Raw genomic sequence first — 20,535 nt, 5'->3', positions numbered from 1 at the left:
CCCGGTTACGGTATTTGTCTGACCCGTACCCCCTGCAGACGTCGCAGGGTAATAGTGCTGGCCCCCTGATAAGCGTCCTGAATATGCGCCGTGATCAGCGCGACCGCGCGCGCTTCATCACGCTGTTCAATGGCTTCCAGCAGCTCCGCGTGCTCTTTGTAGGTCTGGTTAACACGGGTTTCATATTCAAAATCGAGCCGCCGCATAATGCGAATGCGGTTGGTGATATTGGTCAGAATCGCCGTCAACTCCCGATTACCCGCCGCCTCGGTTAGCGCAAGGTGAAACTGTTCGTCCAGCGCGGCAATATCATCGCAAGCCAGCCTCTCCTGCGGCGCAACCCGCCAGACAGCGTTCAGCCCAGTCAGTACCTCCCGGTTCACCTTCGCTGACGTCGAACTGCACAGACTGCGCACCGAATTCACTTCAATCAGCGAGCGCGTCTCGTACAGGTCTTCATAGACATCGAAATCAATGGGAAAAACTTCCCACCCGTTACGCAGGCAGCGTCTGACCAGCCCCTCGTTTTGCAGCAATAGCAGCGCTTCGCGAACCGGCGTGCGGGAGCACCCAAGGCGGCGGGCAATGTCCACCTCCGTGAAACGATCGCCTGGCAGCAGGACGAACTGATAAATCTCCTGCCGCAGCTGCAGAAATACCCGTTCCGAATGCGCAAGAAGCGGCGTGGGTTCCGATGTCGTGAACGTCATAAAGAGCTCCGCGATTAACTGTGCTGACGAATAAAGCGCGCACGCCAGGGTTTCAGCACCCACAGTGCCAGCCCCGCCGTGATGAAATCAAGGGTAATCGCGCAACCAAAGACCACGTGCCACCCTTGAGTGTGCTGATACAGCAGCGCTGCCAGCGGCCCGCCGAAAATCGAGCCAATCCCCTGCGAGATATACAGCCAGCCGTAGTTCGAGGCGGCATGCTCGCTGCCGAACGTGTCGGTCAGCGTGGAGGGGAACAGCGAGAAAATTTCGCCCCAGCCGAAGAACACCACCCCGGAGAGCAGCACAAACAGCAGCGGATCTTCCCGGCAGGCCAGCCATAGCGTCATCGCCACCCCTTCGAGGGCAAAGGCGATAAACATGGTCTTTTCACGACCATAGCGGTCGGAAATAAAACCGAACAGCGGGCGGGTCAGACCGTTGGTAAAGCGGTCGATGGTTAATGCCAGCGGCAGCGCGGCCATACCGAATACCACCGCTTTACTGATGCCGAAATCCTCAGCAAAGATAGCCATTTGCGAGGTCACCATGAGCCCGGAAGTGGACATCATCGCCATCATGGCGAACATCAGCCAGAACAGCGGCTGGCGCAGCATTTCACGCGAGGTAAATTGACGCGTCCCCTGAACGATGTTTCGGCTGATGGGCTGCGCGGTAGAGTTGGGCGGCAGGCTCAGCCCCTGACTGGCCAGCAGACCGACAATCGCGAAAACGATGCCGAACACGGTCATGGTCTGCTCCAGGCCATAGTTGCCCAGCGAAATCGAGATCGGGAAGGTGGTCAAAATCGCCCCCATGCCGTAGCCTGCCGCCACCGCGCCGGCGGCAAAGCCCCGGTTTTGCGGGAACCACTTCACCATCAGCCCCACCACACCGATATACACAATCCCGGTGCCCAAACCACCGATACAGCCGTAGACCAGATACAGCGCCATCAGGCCGTTAATGTGCGCGGAGAGCACCCAGCTCATCCCGGCCATTACCGTGCCAATCGAGATCAGCAATCGGGGGCCAAACCGTTCAACCAGACGTCCCTGGAAAGGAGAAAAGAAGGTTTGCAGAATAATCAGCAGCGAAAAGGTCACCTGCAGTTCCGGCAGGCCAACGCCCAGCTTTTCGGTCAGCGGTTTAGTCAGCAGCGTCCACACATACTGCGGGCTGGAGATAGAGGCCATACAGATAAGCCCCAACACCAGCTGCGCCCATTTGCCAAATTTTGGTGCCACCAAAGGTTCTCTGAGAACGGTCATTTTACGCTCCAATAGACGAAAAAATGTCGCCAGAAAGCGGGCGCGTTTTACGCGCCGCGTCATTCCAGGAATGTTTCAGTTGGAAAATGCTGGGTTACCAGCGGGCGACGCCACCGTCGCTACGCGGGTCGCTTCCGCCTTCCAGCATGCCGTTGCCATGCCGGAGGATTGCCCCGGCATGGCCCATGAGGTCGTCGTAAGGGGGGTAAATCTCGACGTCATGGCCGTACTGTTTGAGGGTGTCGGTAGTCGCCGCTCTCAGGCGGCTTTCAATCTTCAGCGTGTCGCTGCTCTCGCCCCAGGTGCGCCCTAAGAGCCAGCGCGGAGCGGCGATAGCCGCCTGAGGCGTCATGTTCTGATGGAGAATGCGGTCAAAAACGGTCGCCAGGGTTTGCGGCTGGCCGTCGCCGCCCATGCTGCCGTACACCAGCGCATCGCCGTTGGCCAGCCTCGCTAAACCAGGGTTGAGGGTATGGAACGGCAGGCGCCCCGGTTGAAGCGGGTTGGTGGCACTCGGGTCCAGCGAAAAACTGCTGCCGCGGTTTTGCCAGATGATGCCGCTATCGGCGAGGATCACCGCGCTGCCGAACTCGTGATAGATGCTCTGAATAAAGCTGACCGCGGTGCCGGAGCCGTCGATAACGCCCATCCAGATGGTATCCGCCGGCCCGCGCCCTTTGCCCCAGACTTGAGCCCGGTCGGGCACAATCTGCGCGCTAAGCTGAGCAATATTGTCTGCCGTCAGCAGCGACTGTGGGTCAAGCGTCATGTGGGCCGGGTCAGTGATATGGCGATCGCGCAGAGTGAACGCCAGCTTGGTTGCTTCGACACAGTGGTGAACAAAATCGGTTTCGTCGGCAATTGCGCCTTTTTTACGCTGCTGCTCAATCATGCCGGTAATCAGCAACGAAACCAGCCCCTGCGACGGCGGCGGGAGGTTGTAAACCGTTCCAATCTCCGTTTCCAGCGCCAGCGGCTTCACCCGCGCCGCGCGATAAGCATCAAGATCGCTAAACCGCAGCAAGCTCCCGGCGGCTTCCAGTTCGCTGGCGATCAGGCGGGCGGTCTCACCATGATAAAAATCCCCAAGCCCATGGGTTGCCAGGCGTTCCAGCGTATTGGCAAGCGCGGGCTGAAACAGTAAATCGTCAGGGGTGAGCGCCTGGCCTTCCGGCGCAAACAAGCCGCAAAATCCGGGATACTGGCCGAGCTGCGGCAATCGCGCGGTAATTTGTTTATGCAGCCCGGAGGTGACCGGCACGCCCTCGCGCGCATAGTGAATAGCATCGTGCAGCAGGCGCGTTAACGGCAGCGGCGCATTATCCGTACGCTCTCCCGCCCACTCCAGCGCGCGCTCCCAGCCTCCAACCGTGCCCGCGACGGTATTGGCCGCCAGCGGGCCGCGCACCGGAACCTGCGTGTAGCCCGCCTGGCGATAAAAATCGATATTTGCTTTTTCCGCCGCAAAGCCACAGGCCTGAATCGCCACCGGCTCCTCGCCGGGCCGGGAAATTAACCAGAATCCATCGCCGCCGATGCCGTTCATATGTGGGTAAACCACCGCGATGGTCGCCGCCGCAGCCACCATCGCCTCAACCGCATTGCCGCCGTCGCGCAAAACGGCCACCGCGCTCTCCGCGGCCAGCGAATGCGGCGCAACGGCCATGCCCTGCATACATTTAGCTGATTGGATTTGAGTCATCGTCTGCACCTTGCCTACATGTGTGTATACACGGATGTAGGCACAAAGCGTGCCAATTGTTATTTTTGTTAATTATCTTATTGTTATGTGAATAACCCTCAAAAAACGGCGATTAACGCGGGGCAATTCGCGCACCGAAGCGGTGCTGATGTAGGCTGTTGGTGCGCATTAAAAAAGCAAAAACCCCGCCGAGGCAGGGTTTTGAGAGTGCTGATGAGCGCCGTCGAAACGGCGGCAAATCAGAACGGGATATCGTCGTCGAAATCCATCGGCGGTTCGTTAGAGGGTGCCGGAGCGGACTGCTGCTGCGGGCGAGACTGCGCGCCGCCGCTGAACTGGTTGCCACCCTGCGGCTGCTGAGGTTGACCCCAACCGCCCTGCTGCTGGCCGCCGCCCATGTTGCCACCTGCCGGTGCGCCGCCGCCCTGACGGCCACCCAGCATCTGCATGGTGCCGCCCACGTTCACAACCACTTCCGTGGTGTATTTTTCAACGCCGGACTGATCGGTCCATTTACGGGTACGCAGCTGACCTTCGATATAAACCTGAGAGCCTTTACGCAGGTATTCACCCGCCACTTCCGCCAGTTTGCCAAACAGCACAACGCGGTGCCATTCGGTCTGCTCTTTCATTTCACCGGTCGCTTTATCACGCCAGGATTCGGAAGTAGCCAGCGTAATGTTGGCAACTGCGCCACCATTCGGCATGTAGCGCACTTCCGGGTCCTGGCCCAGATTACCGACGAGAATCACCTTGTTGACGCCTCTGCTGGCCATGATTGTCTCTCCTGAATACGATTCTTGATTAAGTGTAAACGCGCGAGTGTACCATTTCCAGACGGTATTTTGGTAGCTGCGAGGCGTATTCCAGTAAACATCTTACCGCTATGCAAATTTTCATCGGCATCCTGAATCGGCGTCCCTATACTGTATATTCATTCAGGTTAAGTTGTGTCATAATTAGCCGTTTCTGCCGTTTGTCCTTCAAACAAACCAGGCAAGCCGTGTATCTTCTACCGGGAAAGGTGAATGGATAAGATCGAAGTTCGGGGCGCCCGCACCCATAATCTCAAAAACATCAACCTCGTCATCCCTCGCGACAAACTGATCGTCGTGACCGGGCTGTCCGGGTCTGGCAAATCCTCACTGGCATTCGACACCCTCTACGCCGAGGGACAGCGCCGCTACGTAGAATCACTTTCTGCCTACGCGCGCCAGTTCCTGTCGTTGATGGAAAAGCCGGACGTCGATCATATTGAAGGGCTGTCGCCGGCGATTTCTATTGAGCAGAAGTCGACCTCGCACAACCCGCGTTCAACGGTAGGCACCATCACCGAAATTCACGACTACCTGCGCCTGCTGTATGCGCGCGTCGGCGAGCCGCGCTGCCCGGATCACGATGTGCCGCTGGCGGCGCAAACCGTCAGCCAGATGGTGGATAACGTGCTGTCGCAGCCGGAAGGCAAACGCCTGATGCTGCTGGCCCCGATCATTAAAGAGCGTAAGGGCGAGCACACCAAAACCCTGGAGAACCTGGCAAGCCAGGGCTATATCCGCGCGCGTATCGACGGCGAGGTTTGCGACCTCTCCGATCCACCGAAGCTCGAGCTGCAAAAGAAACACACCATTGAAGTGGTGATTGACCGCTTCAAGGTACGCGACGATCTCGCCCAGCGCCTGGCGGAGTCTTTTGAAACCGCGCTGGAGCTTTCCGGCGGTACGGCGGTGGTCGCCGATATGGACGACCCGAAAGCGGAAGAGCTGCTGTTCTCCGCCAACTTCGCCTGCCCGATTTGCGGCTACAGCATGCGCGAGCTGGAACCACGCCTGTTCTCCTTCAACAACCCGGCGGGCGCCTGCCCGACCTGTGACGGTCTGGGCGTACAACAGTACTTCGACCCGGACCGCGTCATCCAGAACCCGGAGCTGTCGCTGGCCGGCGGCGCGATTCGCGGCTGGGATCGTCGTAACTTCTACTACTTCCAGATGCTGAAATCGCTGGCCGACCACTACGAATTCGACGTGGAAGCGCCGTGGCAAAGTCTGAGCGCCACCGCGCAGAAAGCCATTCTCTACGGTTCCGGCAAAGAGTCGATTGAGTTCAAATACATCAACGATCGCGGCGATACTTCCGTGCGCCGCCATCCTTTCGAAGGCGTGCTGCACAACATGGAGCGCCGCTATAAAGAGACGGAATCCAGCGCGGTGCGCGAAGAGCTGGCAAAATTCATCAGCAACCGTCCGTGCGCCAGCTGTAATGGTACCCGTCTGCGTCGCGAAGCGCGCCACGTCTACGTAGAAAACACGCCGCTGCCGACCATCTCCGACATGAGCATCGGCCATGCGATGGACTTCTTCAATAACCTGAAGCTCTCCGGCCAGCGGGCAAAAATCGCTGAAAAAGTGCTGAAAGAGATTGGCGATCGCCTGAAGTTCCTCGTGAACGTTGGCCTAAACTACCTGACGCTCTCCCGTTCCGCAGAGACCCTCTCCGGCGGTGAAGCCCAGCGAATCCGTCTGGCGAGCCAGATTGGCGCGGGGCTGGTCGGCGTGATGTACGTGCTTGATGAGCCGTCCATCGGCCTGCATCAGCGCGATAACGAACGCCTGCTTGGCACCCTGATTCACCTACGTAACCTCGGTAACACGGTGATCGTGGTCGAACACGATGAAGACGCGATTCGCGCCGCCGACCACGTCATCGACATTGGCCCAGGCGCCGGTGTCCACGGTGGTCAGGTGGTGGCCGAAGGCACGCTCGACGACATTATGGCGGTGCCAGAGTCGTTGACCGGCCAGTTCATGAGCGGCAAACGCAAAATCGAAGTGCCGAAGCAACGCGTTCCGGCTAATCCGGAAAAAGTGCTGAAGCTGACGGGGGCATCAGGCAACAACCTGAAAGACGTGACCCTGACGCTGCCGGTGGGTCTGTTTACCTGCATCACCGGCGTCTCCGGTTCCGGTAAATCAACGCTGATTAACGATACGCTGTTCCCGATTGCCCAGACGCAGCTAAATGGCGCAACCATCGCTGAACCGGCGCCGTACCGCGACGTCCAGGGGCTTGAGCATTTCGATAAGGTCATCGACATCGACCAGAGCCCGATTGGCCGCACGCCGCGTTCCAACCCGGCCACCTACACCGGCGTGTTTACCCCGGTGCGTGAACTGTTTGCCGGCGTGCCGGAATCCCGTTCGCGCGGCTATACGCCTGGCCGTTTCAGCTTTAACGTCCGTGGCGGGCGCTGCGAAGCCTGTCAGGGCGATGGCGTAATCAAAGTGGAAATGCACTTCCTGCCGGATATCTACGTGCCGTGCGACCAGTGCAAAGGCAAACGCTATAACCGCGAAACGCTGGAGATTAAGTACAAGGGCAAGACCATCCACGAAGTGCTGGATATGACCATTGAAGAGGCGCGTGAGTTCTTCGATGCCGTGCCGGCGCTGGCGCGTAAGCTGCAAACCCTGATGGACGTGGGCCTGACCTACATTCGTCTCGGCCAGTCGGCAACCACCCTCTCCGGCGGTGAGGCCCAGCGCGTGAAGCTGGCGCGCGAGCTATCAAAACGTGGTACCGGTCAGACGCTCTATATTCTCGACGAGCCGACCACCGGCCTGCACTTTGCCGACATCCAGCAGCTGCTGGAAGTGCTGCATCAGCTGCGCGACCAGGGCAACACCATCGTGGTGATTGAACACAACCTGGACGTCATTAAGACCGCGGACTGGATTGTCGATCTCGGTCCGGAAGGCGGCAGCGGCGGCGGTGAAATCCTCGTTTCCGGTACGCCGGAAACAGTGGCGAACTGCGAAGCCTCGCATACCGCGCGTTTCCTGAAACCGCTGTTGCAGTAATTACGAGTACATCTGCTGCCGGACGGCTTCCGGCAGCAGATCCACCGCCAGCTGATAGGACGCGTCCACCAGATAGTAAATTTGCGAATTCGGCAACGAGCCGTCGAGATAAACGGTGCTCCAGTGCGCTTTATTGAGATGACGACTTGGGCGCACGTCTTTATGCTGCTGGCGCAGCAGTTCTGCCAGTTCGGGGCTGGTTTTCAGCGCCACCGCCGGGCGGTCTTCCACATCCTTTACCATTGCAAAAAGCACATCAGCGACTTTAATCTGCGTCGCTTTCCAGTCACTGTGCACGCTCTGTTCCGCGCCACGTTTAGCCATGCAGTACAGCAGAAGATCCGAACTGGTCATTGTTATACCCCTTAGTCTCGCGAGCCACCTTGTGCAGAAAAGCATCATCTCAGTGTGCAACAAGACGCCGAAAGGATAAACCTCTCAGCGCCTGATTTTGACTAAAAAAGCATCATTTATTGGTGCAAATGGTAGGCCGGATAAGCGAAGCGCCATCCGGCAGCATAGAGCAGATTGCCGGATGGCGGCGTAAACGCCTTATCCGGCCTACAACGGTTTGCCGTTAGTACTCGGAGTTAACGATCACTTCTTCGTTAAACGCACCGGCCTGCGGTAGAGGGCGGTATGTCGAGTTAGACGCGCGCAGGACGCGGATACCACGGGCGCCGACTTCACGCGCGGCGGTGATGTCGTTATCGGAATCACCGTAGAACACCCTGATATTCTTCTCTTTTAGCCACTGGGTCTTGGTGTTCTGGCCCGGTTGGTCGCCGGCAAAAATCACCGGATTCATGTTAACGCCCGGGATCAGGAAATCATCCTGCAGCGTTTTCGACACGGTTTCGGTTTTAGTCTGGCTGCGACCGGTCACGAAGTAAATGCTGTCGCCGCGCTTAACGTGCATGGCAATCAGCGAACGAGCGACCTCTTTCGGGATGCTGAATGCGTCCCAGCCGTTGTTCATTTTTTCCCAGAACTCTGGGTTTTTCAGGTAATCCTGGCTGTCCGGGGAGTAGGTTCTTTGCCCACGCCAGAAGCCAGGGCTTGAGAACAGCACGGTGTCATCGATATCAAAACCGACCGCCATTGGCGGATGCCCCATCAGGCTATTTTCAATCTGCGCCACGGAGACCCAGTGAATCGGCGCCTGTTCGGCCAGCTTCGCAACATCGGTTCCGGGGTAAAGTGGAGAAGGCGACGACGCATGGGCCGTCACCGTAGAATTCAGTGCAAATAACAAGCAGACGGCACTGAGAGCTTGCGTGATCTTGCGCATATTTTCCCTTAATTCGTCGAGTCGTTATTGTAATAAAGTGGGCGGTACTTCAAAGAAAGCCACTGGCGACCTTACCGTCTGAGGGGTACGAATGAAAGGGATTTCTAAGATTAATCCTGAAAAAACCAGGGGGATCACACTTTGCGTTGAAGAGTGACTCTGGCCCGGAATCGGCCTCCAGACCAGAGTGAGTGCTCGCTTACATTACAGCAGCAAAGGCTTTTGCCACGCGCTGAACATTGCGACTGTTCAGCCCTGCCGCACACATACGACCGCTGGCTATCAGGTAAACGCCAAACTCGTCGCGCAGGCGATCAACCTGTGCAGCGCTCAGGCCGGTGTAGCTAAACATCCCGCGCTGTTTGAGCAGATAATCGAAATTGCCGTCTGGCATCTCTTCTTTCAGCACATTCACCAGCGCATGACGCATCTCCAGAATACGCGTACGCATCCCTTCGACTTCCGCCAGCCACATCGCCTTCAGCTCAGCATCGCCGAGGACTGCCGCCACAATCTGCGCGCCAAAGTTTGGCGGGCTGGAGTAGTTACGGCGTACCGTCGCCTTCAGCTGACCCAGCACGCGCAGCGCGGTTTCATGATCTTCACAGATAATCGACAGGCCGCCGACGCGTTCGCCGTACAGTGAGAAGATTTTGGAGAATGAGTTGCTGACCAGTGCGGGCAGGCCCGCGTCGGCAATCGCGCGGATCGCATAGGCGTCTTCTTCCATGCCCGCGCCAAAGCCCTGATAGGCGATGTCGAGGAACGGAATCAGGTCGCGCGCTTTCAGCACCTCAACCACGCCGTCCCACTGGGCATTGGTCAGATCGGCACCCGTTGGGTTATGGCAGCACGGGTGCAACAGCACGATGCTGCGCGCCGGCAGCGTGTTCAGTTTCTCCAGCAGCGCTGCGTAACGCACGCCGTTGGTTTCGCTATCAAACCATGGATAGGTGTCGACGGTAAAACCTGCGCCTTCAAAGATCGCAATATGGTTTTCCCAGGTCGGGTCGCTGACCCAGACGCCGGAATCCGGGAAGTAGCGCTTGAGGAAATCCGCGCCCACTTTCAGCGCGCCGGAGCCGCCAAGCGTTTGGATGGTGGCCACGCGCTGCTGCTGGAGAACCGGGTGGTCCGCGCCAAACAGCAGCGGCGCCACGGTATGACGGTAGCTGTTCAGCCCTTCCATCGGCAGGTACAACGACGCGCCGTGCGGCTGCGCATTAAAGCGCGCTTCCGCTTCAGCGACCGATTTCAGCTGTGGAACAATGCCGTTTTCGTCATAGAACAGGCCGATGCTGAGGTTTACTTTGTCGCTGCGCGGATCTTCTTTGAAACGTTCCATTAATGAAAGAATGGGGTCGCCCGCATAGGCGTCAACTTTTTGAAACACGCGATGGTTCTCCGGGTTTACAGAAGGCAGGAAATAACACAATAAACCGGATGGGAAGGAAGATCGAGCGGTTGTTGCGGTTGGTGAAAAGATTGCCGGATGGCGGGGTAAACGCCTTATCCGGCACGCTACAGGCTTAATCGATATACTTCATCGCCACCCGCGAGGTCAGGCGCGTAATAAGTTCGTAAGCACTTACTTTCGTAATTTCCGCGATGCGTTCCACCGGCAGACCTTCGCCCCACAGAATGACCGTATCACCGGTTTTGTCCTGTGCCTGCGGGCCTAAATCGACGCAGATCATGTCCATCGCCACGCGGCCAACAATCGGCACTTCGCGGCCATTCACCAACACCGGCGTACCGGACGGCGCGGCTCGCGGGTAGCCGTCACCGTAGCCCATCGCCACCACGCCCAGACGGGTATCGCGTTCGCTGACCCAGGTGCCGCCGTAGCCAACCGGCTCACCCGCTTTGTGTTCGCGCACAGCAATCAGGCTGGAAGTGAGCGACATGACTGGCTGCATGCCGAAATCCGGCCCCCACGGTTTCTGCTCCAGCGGCGATACGCCGTAGAGGATAATGCCGGGGCGCGCCCAGTCGAAATGCGACTGCGGCCACAGCAGAATGCCGCCCGACGCTGCGATAGAGCGCAACCCCGGCTTGCCTTCGGTAAAGGTGGCGAAAATATCCAGCTGTCGCTCGGTGGCGCCACAGTCCGGCTCATCGGCGCGGGCAAAGTGGCTGACAATATTCACCGGCTGACGAACGTTTTTGCAGGCGCTCAGGCGCTGATAGAAGGCTTCCGCCTGTTCCGGGCGCACGCCCAGGCGGTGCATGCCGGTATCGAGCTTCATCCAGACGGTCACCGGCTCGCTCAACACGGCGGTTTCCAGCGCTTCAAGCTGTTCGATGTTATGCACGGCGGTGTGCAGGTGCTGCCCGGCAATCGTCGGCAGGTCGGTCGCGTTGAAGAAGCCTTCCAGCAGCAGGATCGGCTGAGTAATGCCGCCCTCACGCAGGCGCAGCGCCTCTTCAAGACGGGCAACGCCAAAAGCATCGGCGTCGGGGAGCGTTCGCGCGGTCTCGAGGAGGCCGTGTCCGTAAGCGTTCGCTTTCACCACCGCAACCAGCTTGCTGGCAGGCGCCAGTTCACGCAGACGTTGCAGGTTGTGTCGCAGAGCGCGGCGGTTAATGACTACAGTTGCCGCTTGCATTTGTGTTCCTTGATAAGTGTTTGCTTAATCGATGTTGTTATTCGTCGTCGTACTGCGGGCCCGCGTAATTATCGAAGCGCGACCATTGACCGTTAAACGTCAGGCGCACCGTGCCGATTGGGCCGTTACGCTGTTTACCGATAATGATCTCGGCGATGCCTTTTAAGTCACTGTTTTCGTGATAAACCTCATCACGGTAGATGAACATGATTAAGTCGGCATCCTGCTCGATGGAGCCGGATTCACGCAGGTCGGAGTTGACCGGACGCTTGTCGGCACGTTGTTCCAGAGAGCGGTTAAGCTGCGACAGCGCCACCACCGGCACGTGCAGCTCTTTAGCTAACGCCTTGAGCGAGCGGGAAATCTCTGCAATTTCCAGCGTACGGTTGTCGGAGAGCGACGGAACGCGCATCAGCTGAAGGTAGTCGATCATGATGAGACCGATGCCACCGTGTTCACGAGCGATACGGCGCGCGCGGGAGCGCACTTCCGTCGGCGTCAGGCCGGAGGAGTCATCAATGTAGATGTTTCGCTTTTCCAGCAGAATCCCCATGGTGCCGGAGATGCGCGCCCAGTCTTCGTCGTCGAGCTGGCCGGTACGGATGCGGGTCTGGTCCACGCGCGACAGCGACGCCAGGGAACGCATCATAATCTGTTCGGATGGCATCTCGAGACTGAAGATCAGAACCGGTTTATCCTGCAACATCGCCGCGTTTTCGACGAGGTTCATCGCAAATGTCGTTTTACCCATCGACGGACGCGCAGCGACGATAATCAGATCCGACGGCTGGAGCCCGGCGGTTTTCTTGTTGAGATCGTCATAGCCGGTGTTCACACCGGTCACACCGTCGTGCGGCTGCTGGAACAATTGCTCGATACGCGCGACGGTGGCGTCGAGCACTTCAGTAATGTTTTTCGGGCCTTCGTCTTTATTCGCGCGGCTTTCGGCAATTTTAAAAACGCGAGACTCCGCGAGATCCAGCAGGTCTTCGCTGGTACGCCCCTGCGGATCGAACCCCGCTTCGGCGATTTCGTTGGCCACGGCGATCATTTCGCGGACAACGGCACGTTCGCGCACGATATCGGCGTAGGCACTGATGTTCGCCGCACTTGGCGTGTTTTTTGACAGTTCTGCCAGATAGGCGAATCCGCCCACGCTGTCCAGTTGCCCCTGCCGCTCCAGCGATTCCGCGAGCGTAATCAGGTCAATTGGGCTGCCGCCCTCCTGCAAACGCCCCATCTCCGTAAAGATATGGCGGTGCGGGCGGGTATAAAAATCTTCTGCGACAACGCGTTCGGCGACATCGTCCCAGCGCTCGTTATCCAGCATCAAACCGCCCAACACCGATTGTTCCGCTTCAATCGAGTGCGGCGGTACTTTCAGCCCGTCTACCTGAAAATCGCGGACGCGAGGTTCGGCTTGCGGTTTGTTGAAGGGTTTATTTGCTGCCATAGTGAATGGTATTACCGAGATAAAGAGTGGGTCGAAAGATTACCACATAATTGTTCAGGAGGAAGCATGGCAACCCGTATTGAGTTTAGCAAACATGGCGGCCCGGAAGTGCTGAACGCCGTCGAATTCACCCCCAATGCACCTGCCGAGAACGAAGTGCAGGTGGAAAACAAAGCGATTGGCATCAACTACATCGATACCTACATCCGCAGCGGACTCTACCCGCCGCCGTCGCTGCCAAGCGGCCTGGGCACCGAAGCCGCGGGCGTGGTCAGCCAGGTAGGCAGCAACGTTAAACACGTTAAAGCGGGCGATCGCGTGGTGTATGCGCAGTCCGGCCTTGGCGCTTATAGCTCGGTGCACAACGTCGCGGCGGATAAAGTGGCCCTGCTCCCGGCGGCTATCTCCTTTGAGCAGGCCGCCGCCTCCTTCCTCAAGGGGTTAACCGTCTACTATCTGCTGCGCAAAACCTACGAAATCAAACCCGGCGAACCGTTCCTGTTCCACGCGGCAGCGGGCGGCGTAGGGCTGATTGCCTGCCAGTGGGCCAAGGCGCTGGGTGCGAAGCTCATTGGCACCGTCGGTAGCGCAGAAAAAGCGCAGCGTGCCCTACAGGCAGGTGCATGGCAGGTGATTAACTATCGCGAAGAGAACATCGCCGAACGGGTGAAAGAGATAACCGGTGGGAAAAAGCTGCCGGTGGTGTACGACTCGGTAGGCAAAGATACCTGGGAAGCGTCGCTGGACTGCCTGCAACGCCGTGGGCTGATGGTGAGCTTCGGTAACTCGTCTGGCCCGGTGACCGGCGTGAATTTGGGGATCCTCAACCAGAAAGGATCGTTGTTCGTCACGCGCCCTTCCCTCTACGGCTACATCACCACCTACGACGAGCTGAAGGAGGCCAGTCACGAGCTGTTCTCGCTGATCGCCAGCGGCATTATCAAGGTGGACGTCGCGGAGAGTCAGAAGTATCCGCTGAAGGAGGCGCGTCGCGCGCATGAGATTCTGGAGAGCCGGGCTACGCAGGGTTCAAGCCTGCTGATTCCATAACGTTCCGGTCGCACAAAAGACTAGGGCTTCCCGTAGGAAGCCCTTTCTTTTTTTAGTTCGGCTGTATGTAGGGTACAGCTCGATGAATTCGTTATCGGCGGCAATAGTGACAGATTTATTACGCGAATCCTACGGAGATTTATGCAAAATTATTGAGGTTGTGACACACCCCTCAATACCTCCGGTAATTGCCGCGGTACGGCGGATTTTTTGGCGCATTAATCGCCCGGATGATCCACACCGCCGCCACCGCCAGGATAAGCCAGGGCAGTAGTTTAAGCATAATAGCAAACAGGCCACCGACGAACATCAATACCGTCGCCACCACCAGCGCGGCGATAATGCCGAGCAGGGAAATCCCCGTCACCAACAGCATCACGAAAAATCCAATCACAAATAACAGTTCCAGCATGGTTGCTCTCTCCCGGAAATCACTTTTTCTCTGAGCAGACTATTACAAGAAACGTGCCAAAGTTAACTTATTGATTATCAATAAAAACGCCCCGCTACAATGAGCGAGGCGTGGTGAATTTGACCAGGTTTTAGCGAAATAATTAGCGCTTATCGGCCACCAGCTTGAGCGCGTGCTCCAGCACGTTGATATCAGCGCCCGCCTTATGGGCGTTTTCACTCAGGTAGCGACGCCACTGGCGCGCTCCTGGAATGCCCTGGAACAGCCCCAGCATATGGCGGGTGATATGGCCCAGATAGGTGCCGTTGCTCAGCTCGCGCTCGATGTACGGGTACATTGCCCGCACCACCGCCACCGGGTCGGCATCCACGTCGGTAGCGCCAAAGATCTCGCGATCCACGGAGGCCAGAATACCCGGGTTCTGATAGGCTTCGCGGCCCACCATCACGCCATCCATATGTTGCAAATGCCCTTTCGCTTCTTCCAGCGATTTAATGCCGCCGTTGATGGACATCGTCAGATGCGGGAAGTCTTTTTTCAGCTGATAAACGCGCGGATAGTCCAGCGGCGGAATTTCACGGTTCTCTTTCGGGCTCAGGCCGGAAAGCCAGGCTTTGCGGGCGTGGATAATAAACATCTCGCACTCGCCGCGGCCAGAGACCGTATTGATGAAATCGCAGAGGAATTCGTAGCTGTCCTGGTCGTCAATACCGATACGGGTTTTGACCGTGACCGGGATAGAGACCACGTCACGCATCGCCTTTACGCAATCAGCAACCAGTTGGGCGTTGCCCATCAGGCAAGCGCCAAACATGCCGTTCTGCACGCGGTCAGACGGGCAACCCACGTTCAGGTTGATCTCGTCATAGCCGCGTTCCTGTGCCAGCTTCGCGCAGTGCGCCAGCGCCGCCGGGTCGCTGCCGCCCAGCTGCAACGCCACCGGATGCTCCTCTTCGCTATACGCCAGATAGTCGCCCTTGCCATGAATAATCGCCCCGGTCGTGACCATTTCGGTATACAGCAGCGTGTGCTGAGACAGCAGTCGCAGGAAGTAGCGACAGTGCCTGTCGGTCCAGTCGAGCATCGGCGCGATGGAGAAACGGTGAGCAGCAAAAGCGGGAGTCGAAGATTCTGACAGCATGGCGATTATTTAAGCATCCGAAAAAAGGGCGGCCACTATAGCACAGACAAAGAGGGGATACGATCCACCTTGCCGTGATATCAAAAAATGATATCATCACCTTGTCCGGTGGCCAACATGACAAAGGATTAATTGGCATGAAATCACTTAATGCCAGGCACCAAAGAACGTTACGGATGATCTTCTCAATGCCCACACCAGCCACGCTGGAGTGGCGAAAAATTGAAGCATTATTTATTGCTTTAGGTGCAAAAGTTTCAGAAGGACAGGGATCCCGGGTACGATTCGAAATCAATCAGGTGGTGGCCTCGTTCCATCGCCCTCATCCTGACAAGGAAGCCAAGGTTTATCAGGTTCGCGATGCAATGGCATTTCTTATCGCAGTAGGAGTGACTCCATGATGAATACCATGACGTATAAAGGCTATGCCGCAAAAATCGATTACAGTGACGAAGACATGTGCTTTATCGGTCGCGTTGCGGGGATCAGAGATGTCATTGGTTTCCACGCCGATAACGTAGCAGATCTGCGTAAAGCCTTCGAAGAAGCGGTGGATGATTATATTGCTTACTGCAAAGAGCAAGGGCGTGAACCCTTACGTCCGGCCAGTGGCAAAATCAGCCTGCGCATCTCTCCCGAAGTGCATTCGGCCATCAATATCGCCGCAGAAGTTTCTGGCAAGAGCGTCAATCAGTGGATTAACGATACGCTTTCCAGAGCGGCCCACGGTTAGCCGATGTAGGCCTGATACGCGCAGCGCCATCAGGCCTACAAGGTCGAAGATTAGAACGTGACGCTGAGCTGCGCCCCTGCGCCCCAGGTTTGGTCTTCGCCGTACAGCCCCATCAGGTCGACGTGCACCCGGTTAAAGGGCGCAAAGCCGACGCCGCCGGTAAAGACGTTGCTGTCGTTATTTTTTACATCAGCACGGTAACCCGCGCGCACCGCCAGCCAGTCCAGCGGACGTACTTCCGCGCCAACGCCGACGTACTGCGACGTATCTTCACTTTTAAAGCCCTTGGTTTCCGTCAAATCACCATCGGCGCTTAAGGTCACAAGATCGGTATGCCAGGCCACGCCTGCGGTCACCAGCGGGCGAATCTGATACGTATCGCGTACGCCAGCCACCTCTTTGGTGTCGATATCGCGCGAGAAGAGGTTTTGTCCGCTTAAGCCCACCGTCCAGTTATCACCAAAATCAGCGGCCACCCCGGCGTCAACGTTAAAGCCGGTATCATCGTTGCGATAGCGGCTGCTGTTGATGTCGTCGCTGCTGAAGTTGTAGATCGACACGGTGTAGTTATAGAGCCAGGTTTGCTGCAGTTTTGGCGTCACGCCCAGCGAAACCGGTACGCCGCCGAGATCGAACTGGCGGGCAATCGCCACACCATAGTCGGACACGATAGCCGCACGGCCATAGCCCTGAGACTTTAAATCCTGCGGATTGACGCCAATCGCACTTAACGGCACCGCTTCAACGCCGCGCAGCAGGTTGATATCCCCCTGATCGATATAGGAACTGACCCGCGCTCTGGCGCTGGCTTTGGTGACAAAAGCAACGTCCAGCACATCGTTTGGAATGCTGATCGCCAACCCCGCACCGGCTTTAGCGTTCGCCGTCTTGCCCTTTAACGAGGAGAGCTGATCCGCCAAATCCCCCGCCGCGACCGAAACTTGCCGGGATGCCGCGCTATTGGGATTGAGAAGATCGACGGGATTCATCGTGCGCAGCACCCGCCGATAGTTGTTAACATCATCGCTGATGTCGTCGATTTTGTTGCGCAGGTCGTCCTTATCGGAGATCTGCGCGCCAATTGACGGCACAATCAGCGTGATATCGTCATCCGGTTTTGCCTTTGCCAGTAGCGCCGGGTTAATTAACACGCCGCTGCCATAGTTCGCAGAGGCCACGCCCGTGCCGCCCATCGCGTCGTTACGGGCTTCCGACCAACCATTTGCCGCGCCTGCCTGTCCCGCAACAAAAAAGGAGACAGCCACCCCCATCAGCGAAAATTTGTCTTTTTTATTCACAGTATGCTCGTCTTATTGTCTGTAATGAAACAACCCTCCACCCGTTATCACCTGGATGGAGACGAACTGTTGCTGTGAATAGCGAGGGAAAAAGCGTCTTGTTCCCCTAACTGAAATTTTCTTCGGTTATCTTTATTTTTAATAAGCGCTCTAATCTTTATAGAAGAAGAGGCTAATTTCGCCCAGGTTTTCCATCGTGCGGGCCAAAAAACTGCGGCGGATGGTCCACCCAGCGATCGTCGCGCGTGACGGCATACGAGGCATTTAGCGGGTAGTAAATCCGGTTGTGTTTCTTATTGGCTTCCCCCACCACCAGCAGCCGGACCTCTTCTGACGTGTTGTTAATAAAGGTATGGCAAACGCCGTTTCCTGCCGGAAAGCCCACGCTGTCGCCGGGTTCCAGCTTCCACAGATAGCCGTTAATCCATGCCTGCGGATAACCTTCCAGCACGTAGATAAACTCCTCTTCGTCGCTCTCGGCATGCGGGTAGGAAGTGCGTCGGCCTGGCGGCAAGCGCTCGTGGTGAATACCAAGATGTCTCAGCCCCAGCGCACGAGCTAGCGGCGCGCCGATGGAGAAGCGCTCATCGCTGTCGGGATAGGTAGAGTCATCCGGTCCTTCAACATCGTGCCAATGGCGAATACAGTCGGGTCTTTTCATCATTTTTCATCCTGAGTGTGAAGTGCACCTGCTATAACACAGCTATAGCACACCTGTGGAAACTCGGCGTTTCCGGCATAACATGGTAAAGTAGGGGTTTATTTCCCCGTAACCTGAGGACGCCAATGGATAAGACCACCACGCAAGAACTGTTAGCGCAAGCTGAAAAGCTGTGCGCGCAACGCGGCGTGCGCCTGACTCCGCAACGTCTCGAAGTGTTGCGCCTGATGAGTCTGCAGGAAGGGGCAATCAGCGCCTATGACCTGCTGGATCTGCTGCGTGAGAAAGAACCGCAGGCCAAGCCGCCCACCGTCTATCGCGCGCTGGAGTTTCTGCTTGAGCAGGGCTTCGTGCACAAGGTCGAGTCCGCTAACAGCTACGTGCTGTGCCACCTGTTCGATCAGCCGACCCACACCTCCGCAATGTTTATCTGCGATCGCTGCGGCGTGGTGAAAGAAGAGTGTGCGGAAGGCGTTGAGGACATCATGCATACGCTGGCAGCAAAGATGGGCTTTGCGCTGCGCCACAACGTCATTGAAGCGCACGGGCTGTGTTCCGCCTGCGTGGAAGTTGAAGCCTGTCGCGCGCATGAGCATTGCCATCACGACCATACGATTCATATTAAAAAGAAATCCCGCTAACGCGGGATTGATGGGGAGCGTACCTCCTTGTACGCATGGGCAGGAGGAGTGCGTTACCAGCGGTGATTGTGCCGTTTATCCCAGCTATCCACCTCTTTTTCCGCCTGATCTTTTGCGTATCCATAACGTTCCTGGATTTTACCGACCAGCTGATCGCGTTTACCTTCGATCACCGTGATGTCATCATCGGTCAGTTTGCCCCATTGCTCTTTCACTTTACCTTTAAGCTGCTTCCAGTTACCGCCGACTTCGTCTTTATTCATCATTGAATCCTCGATCGTCAGTGAATGAATAGCGAGAGAGTGTGAACTCTTTTTCGCTAAGCGTGAGGTTAATTGTAGTCAGTCATTCTGAGCATGATTCACTATTCGGAATCTTTAACCATCACATCAGGAAAACCAGCTGTCATTTCGCCAGTGGCGACGCCAGATATACGCCAGCGACAGGCCGCGCAGCGCGAGGAAAACGGCCAACGCCAGCCACAGCCCATGGTTGCCAAGCACCGGCAGTGCCAGCAGCGTCAGCGCAAAACCGGCGGCGGCGACCGCCATACTGTTGCGCATCTCGGCGCCTCGCGTGGCGCCGATAAACATGCCGTCCAGCAGATAACACCAGACGCCAATCACCGGCAGCACCACCTGCCACAGCACGTAACGGTCTGCCAGTTGCTGCAGTTCGGGCAGCGAGGTAAGTAAGGCGACGATATTTTCGCCAAACACGGCGTATACCAGCGCAAAAGCCAACGCCACCACCCCCGCCTGACGGCACGCAGCGCGCCAGACCTCAAGCAGTTTGCTGCCATCGCGCGCGCCATACGCCTGGCCGGAGTGGGCCTCCACCGCGTAAGCGAAGCCATCCAGCGCGTAGGCGGTGAAAGTGAGCATGGTCATCAGCACCGCGTTCACCGCCACCACTTCACCACCGAGCCGCGCGCCAAAGACGGTGACCGCGCCGAAGCACAGCTGTAACAGCAGGGAACGCAGCATAATGTCGCGGTTGAGCGCCAGCAGGCGGCGGATGTTGCCGCGCCAGGCGGTTTTCAGCATCGCCCAAGAGATGCCGCGCATCGCCATCACCTTGTGTACCATTCCCAGCCCGACCAGCAAGGTGGCATATTCGGCAATGCCGGTGGCGAGCGCCGCACCCTGCACGTTCATGTGCAGACCCATCACCAGCCACAGATCGAGCACGATATTCAGTACGTTTCCCACCACCAGCAGCACCACCGGCGCGCGGGCGTACTGCACGCCGAGCAGCCAACCCAGCAGGACCAGGTTCGCCAGAGAAGCAGGCGCGCTGAGCCAGCGAATGGCGAGGAAGCGACGCGCCTGCTCCAGCACCTCGCCGCTGCCGCCGACGATGGAGAGCGCCAGGTTAATCAGCGGCGTTTTGAACAGGATGATGAGCAGCCCGGCGCCCAGCGCCAGCATCAACGGTTGCACCAGCGCGCGGGCCAGCGCCTGCGGGTTTTTCGCGCCAAAGGCCTGCGCCGTCAGGCCGGTTGTACTCATGCGTAGAAACAGCAGCAGCATAAACAGGAAACTGGTCGCCGTTGCCCCGATAGCGACACCGCCCAGATAGACGGGGCTGTCCAGGTGACCGATCACGGCGGTATCGACCAGACCCAGCAGAGGCACGGTAATGTTGGAGAAGATCATCGGTAGCGCAAGGCGCCACAGCGCTTTATCAGCGGAAGTGAGTAGCGACAT

20 protein-coding genes are annotated in these 20,535 nt (G+C 57.5%); 5 read left to right on the top strand and 15 right to left on the bottom strand.

What is annotated here, in order from left to right; translation table 11 throughout:
• Nucleotides 1–5: 5 nt before the first annotated feature.
• The 4 genes from ACW14G_RS06165 to ssb1 form a co-directional block, all read right to left on the bottom strand.
• Complete coding sequence (locus tag ACW14G_RS06165; RefSeq protein WP_249022463.1) at nt 6–710, bottom strand: GntR family transcriptional regulator; 705 nt, start codon at nt 708–710, stop codon at nt 6–8.
• A gap of 14 nt (nt 711–724) precedes the next feature.
• Nucleotides 725–2,044: an oxalate/formate MFS antiporter gene (gene oxlT, locus ACW14G_RS06160; RefSeq protein WP_419057145.1), complete on the bottom strand. Its 1,320-nt coding sequence runs from the start codon at nt 2,042–2,044 to the stop codon at nt 725–727.
• A 31-nt stretch (nt 2,045–2,075) separates the two neighbouring features.
• On the bottom strand, nt 2,076–3,683 hold the full coding sequence (locus tag ACW14G_RS06155; protein ID WP_249022465.1) for a gamma-glutamyltransferase family protein: 1,608 nt from the start codon (nt 3,681–3,683) through the stop codon (nt 2,076–2,078).
• 239 nt (nt 3,684–3,922) lie between these two features.
• Nucleotides 3,923–4,459, bottom strand: coding sequence for a single-stranded DNA-binding protein SSB1 (gene ssb1 / locus ACW14G_RS06150; protein WP_064546676.1), 537 nt, complete (start codon nt 4,457–4,459; stop codon nt 3,923–3,925).
• 252 nt (nt 4,460–4,711) lie between these two features.
• On the opposite strand from ssb1, the gene uvrA reads away from it, so the two are divergent.
• Nucleotides 4,712–7,537, top strand: coding sequence for an excinuclease ABC subunit UvrA (uvrA, locus tag ACW14G_RS06145; RefSeq protein ID WP_163447534.1), 2,826 nt, complete (start codon nt 4,712–4,714; stop codon nt 7,535–7,537).
• Here the strand turns inward: uvrA and ACW14G_RS06140 are convergent, their stop codons facing one another.
• The 5 genes from ACW14G_RS06140 to dnaB form a co-directional block, all read right to left on the bottom strand.
• Nucleotides 7,538–7,891 carry an MmcQ/YjbR family DNA-binding protein gene (locus ACW14G_RS06140; protein WP_065357794.1) on the bottom strand — a complete coding sequence of 118 codons (354 nt, stop codon included), beginning with the start codon at nt 7,889–7,891 and terminating at the stop codon, nt 7,538–7,540.
• 223 nt (nt 7,892–8,114) lie between these two features.
• Nucleotides 8,115–8,828 carry an acid phosphatase AphA gene (gene aphA, locus ACW14G_RS06135; protein ID WP_064546671.1) on the bottom strand — a complete coding sequence of 238 codons (714 nt, stop codon included), beginning with the start codon at nt 8,826–8,828 and terminating at the stop codon, nt 8,115–8,117.
• 199 nt (nt 8,829–9,027) lie between these two features.
• Nucleotides 9,028–10,221, bottom strand: a complete 1,194-nt coding sequence (gene tyrB, locus ACW14G_RS06130; RefSeq protein ID WP_223803482.1) for an aromatic amino acid transaminase — start codon at nt 10,219–10,221, stop codon at nt 9,028–9,030.
• A gap of 136 nt (nt 10,222–10,357) precedes the next feature.
• On the bottom strand, nt 10,358–11,437 hold the full coding sequence (alr, locus tag ACW14G_RS06125) for an alanine racemase (protein WP_249022466.1): 1,080 nt from the start codon (nt 11,435–11,437) through the stop codon (nt 10,358–10,360).
• Nucleotides 11,438–11,474: 37 nt separating this feature from the next.
• Nucleotides 11,475–12,890 carry a replicative DNA helicase gene (gene dnaB, locus ACW14G_RS06120; RefSeq protein ID WP_064546665.1) on the bottom strand — a complete coding sequence of 472 codons (1,416 nt, stop codon included), beginning with the start codon at nt 12,888–12,890 and terminating at the stop codon, nt 11,475–11,477.
• A gap of 66 nt (nt 12,891–12,956) precedes the next feature.
• Here dnaB and ACW14G_RS06115 point away from each other — a divergent pair, with 66 nt between their 5' ends.
• Complete coding sequence (locus ACW14G_RS06115) at nt 12,957–13,940, top strand: quinone oxidoreductase (protein WP_163447537.1); 984 nt, start codon at nt 12,957–12,959, stop codon at nt 13,938–13,940.
• Between the two features lie 172 nt (nt 13,941–14,112).
• Here ACW14G_RS06115 and pspG read toward each other — a convergent pair whose 3' ends face one another.
• Together pspG and dusA are read right to left on the bottom strand one after the other, a co-directional pair.
• On the bottom strand, nt 14,113–14,352 hold the full coding sequence (gene pspG, locus ACW14G_RS06110; protein WP_163447538.1) for an envelope stress response protein PspG: 240 nt from the start codon (nt 14,350–14,352) through the stop codon (nt 14,113–14,115).
• Nucleotides 14,353–14,494: 142 nt separating this feature from the next.
• Entirely contained in the window at nt 14,495–15,493 is a 999-nt protein-coding gene (dusA, locus tag ACW14G_RS06105) for a tRNA dihydrouridine(20/20a) synthase DusA (RefSeq protein ID WP_249022467.1), read from the bottom strand.
• A 137-nt stretch (nt 15,494–15,630) separates the two neighbouring features.
• On the opposite strand from dusA, the gene ACW14G_RS06100 reads away from it, so the two are divergent.
• Both ACW14G_RS06100 and ACW14G_RS06095 read left to right on the top strand, forming a co-directional pair.
• Nucleotides 15,631–15,894, top strand: coding sequence for a type II toxin-antitoxin system HicA family toxin (locus ACW14G_RS06100; protein WP_163447540.1), 264 nt, complete (start codon nt 15,631–15,633; stop codon nt 15,892–15,894).
• Nucleotides 15,891–16,226 carry a type II toxin-antitoxin system HicB family antitoxin gene (locus ACW14G_RS06095; RefSeq protein WP_223803487.1) on the top strand — a complete coding sequence of 112 codons (336 nt, stop codon included), beginning with the start codon at nt 15,891–15,893 and terminating at the stop codon, nt 16,224–16,226. Before ACW14G_RS06100 ends, ACW14G_RS06095 begins: the two co-directional genes overlap by 4 nt.
• 50 nt (nt 16,227–16,276) lie before the next feature.
• Here ACW14G_RS06095 and ACW14G_RS06090 read toward each other — a convergent pair whose 3' ends face one another.
• A complete protein-coding gene (locus ACW14G_RS06090) occupies nt 16,277–17,524 on the bottom strand; it encodes a conjugal transfer protein TraF (protein WP_163447541.1) in 1,248 nt (415 codons plus the stop codon).
• A gap of 172 nt (nt 17,525–17,696) precedes the next feature.
• Complete coding sequence (locus ACW14G_RS06085; protein WP_455648545.1) at nt 17,697–18,185, bottom strand: cupin domain-containing protein; 489 nt, start codon at nt 18,183–18,185, stop codon at nt 17,697–17,699.
• A gap of 125 nt (nt 18,186–18,310) precedes the next feature.
• Here ACW14G_RS06085 and zur point away from each other — a divergent pair, with 125 nt between their 5' ends.
• Nucleotides 18,311–18,826 carry a zinc uptake transcriptional repressor Zur gene (gene zur / locus ACW14G_RS06080; protein WP_163447542.1) on the top strand — a complete coding sequence of 172 codons (516 nt, stop codon included), beginning with the start codon at nt 18,311–18,313 and terminating at the stop codon, nt 18,824–18,826.
• 53 nt (nt 18,827–18,879) lie between these two features.
• On the opposite strand, the gene ACW14G_RS06075 is transcribed toward zur, so the two are convergent.
• Entirely contained in the window at nt 18,880–19,089 is a 210-nt protein-coding gene (locus ACW14G_RS06075) for a CsbD family protein (RefSeq protein ID WP_064546650.1), read from the bottom strand.
• Between the two features lie 126 nt (nt 19,090–19,215).
• Nucleotides 19,216–20,535 carry an MATE family efflux transporter DinF gene (gene dinF, locus ACW14G_RS06070; RefSeq protein ID WP_249022468.1) on the bottom strand — a complete coding sequence of 440 codons (1,320 nt, stop codon included), beginning with the start codon at nt 20,533–20,535 and terminating at the stop codon, nt 19,216–19,218.

The organism is Kluyvera sp., from assembly GCF_965301105.1.
The sequence above is the reverse complement of the archived record's forward strand: the minus strand, read 5'-3'. Positions and strand labels throughout refer to the sequence as shown.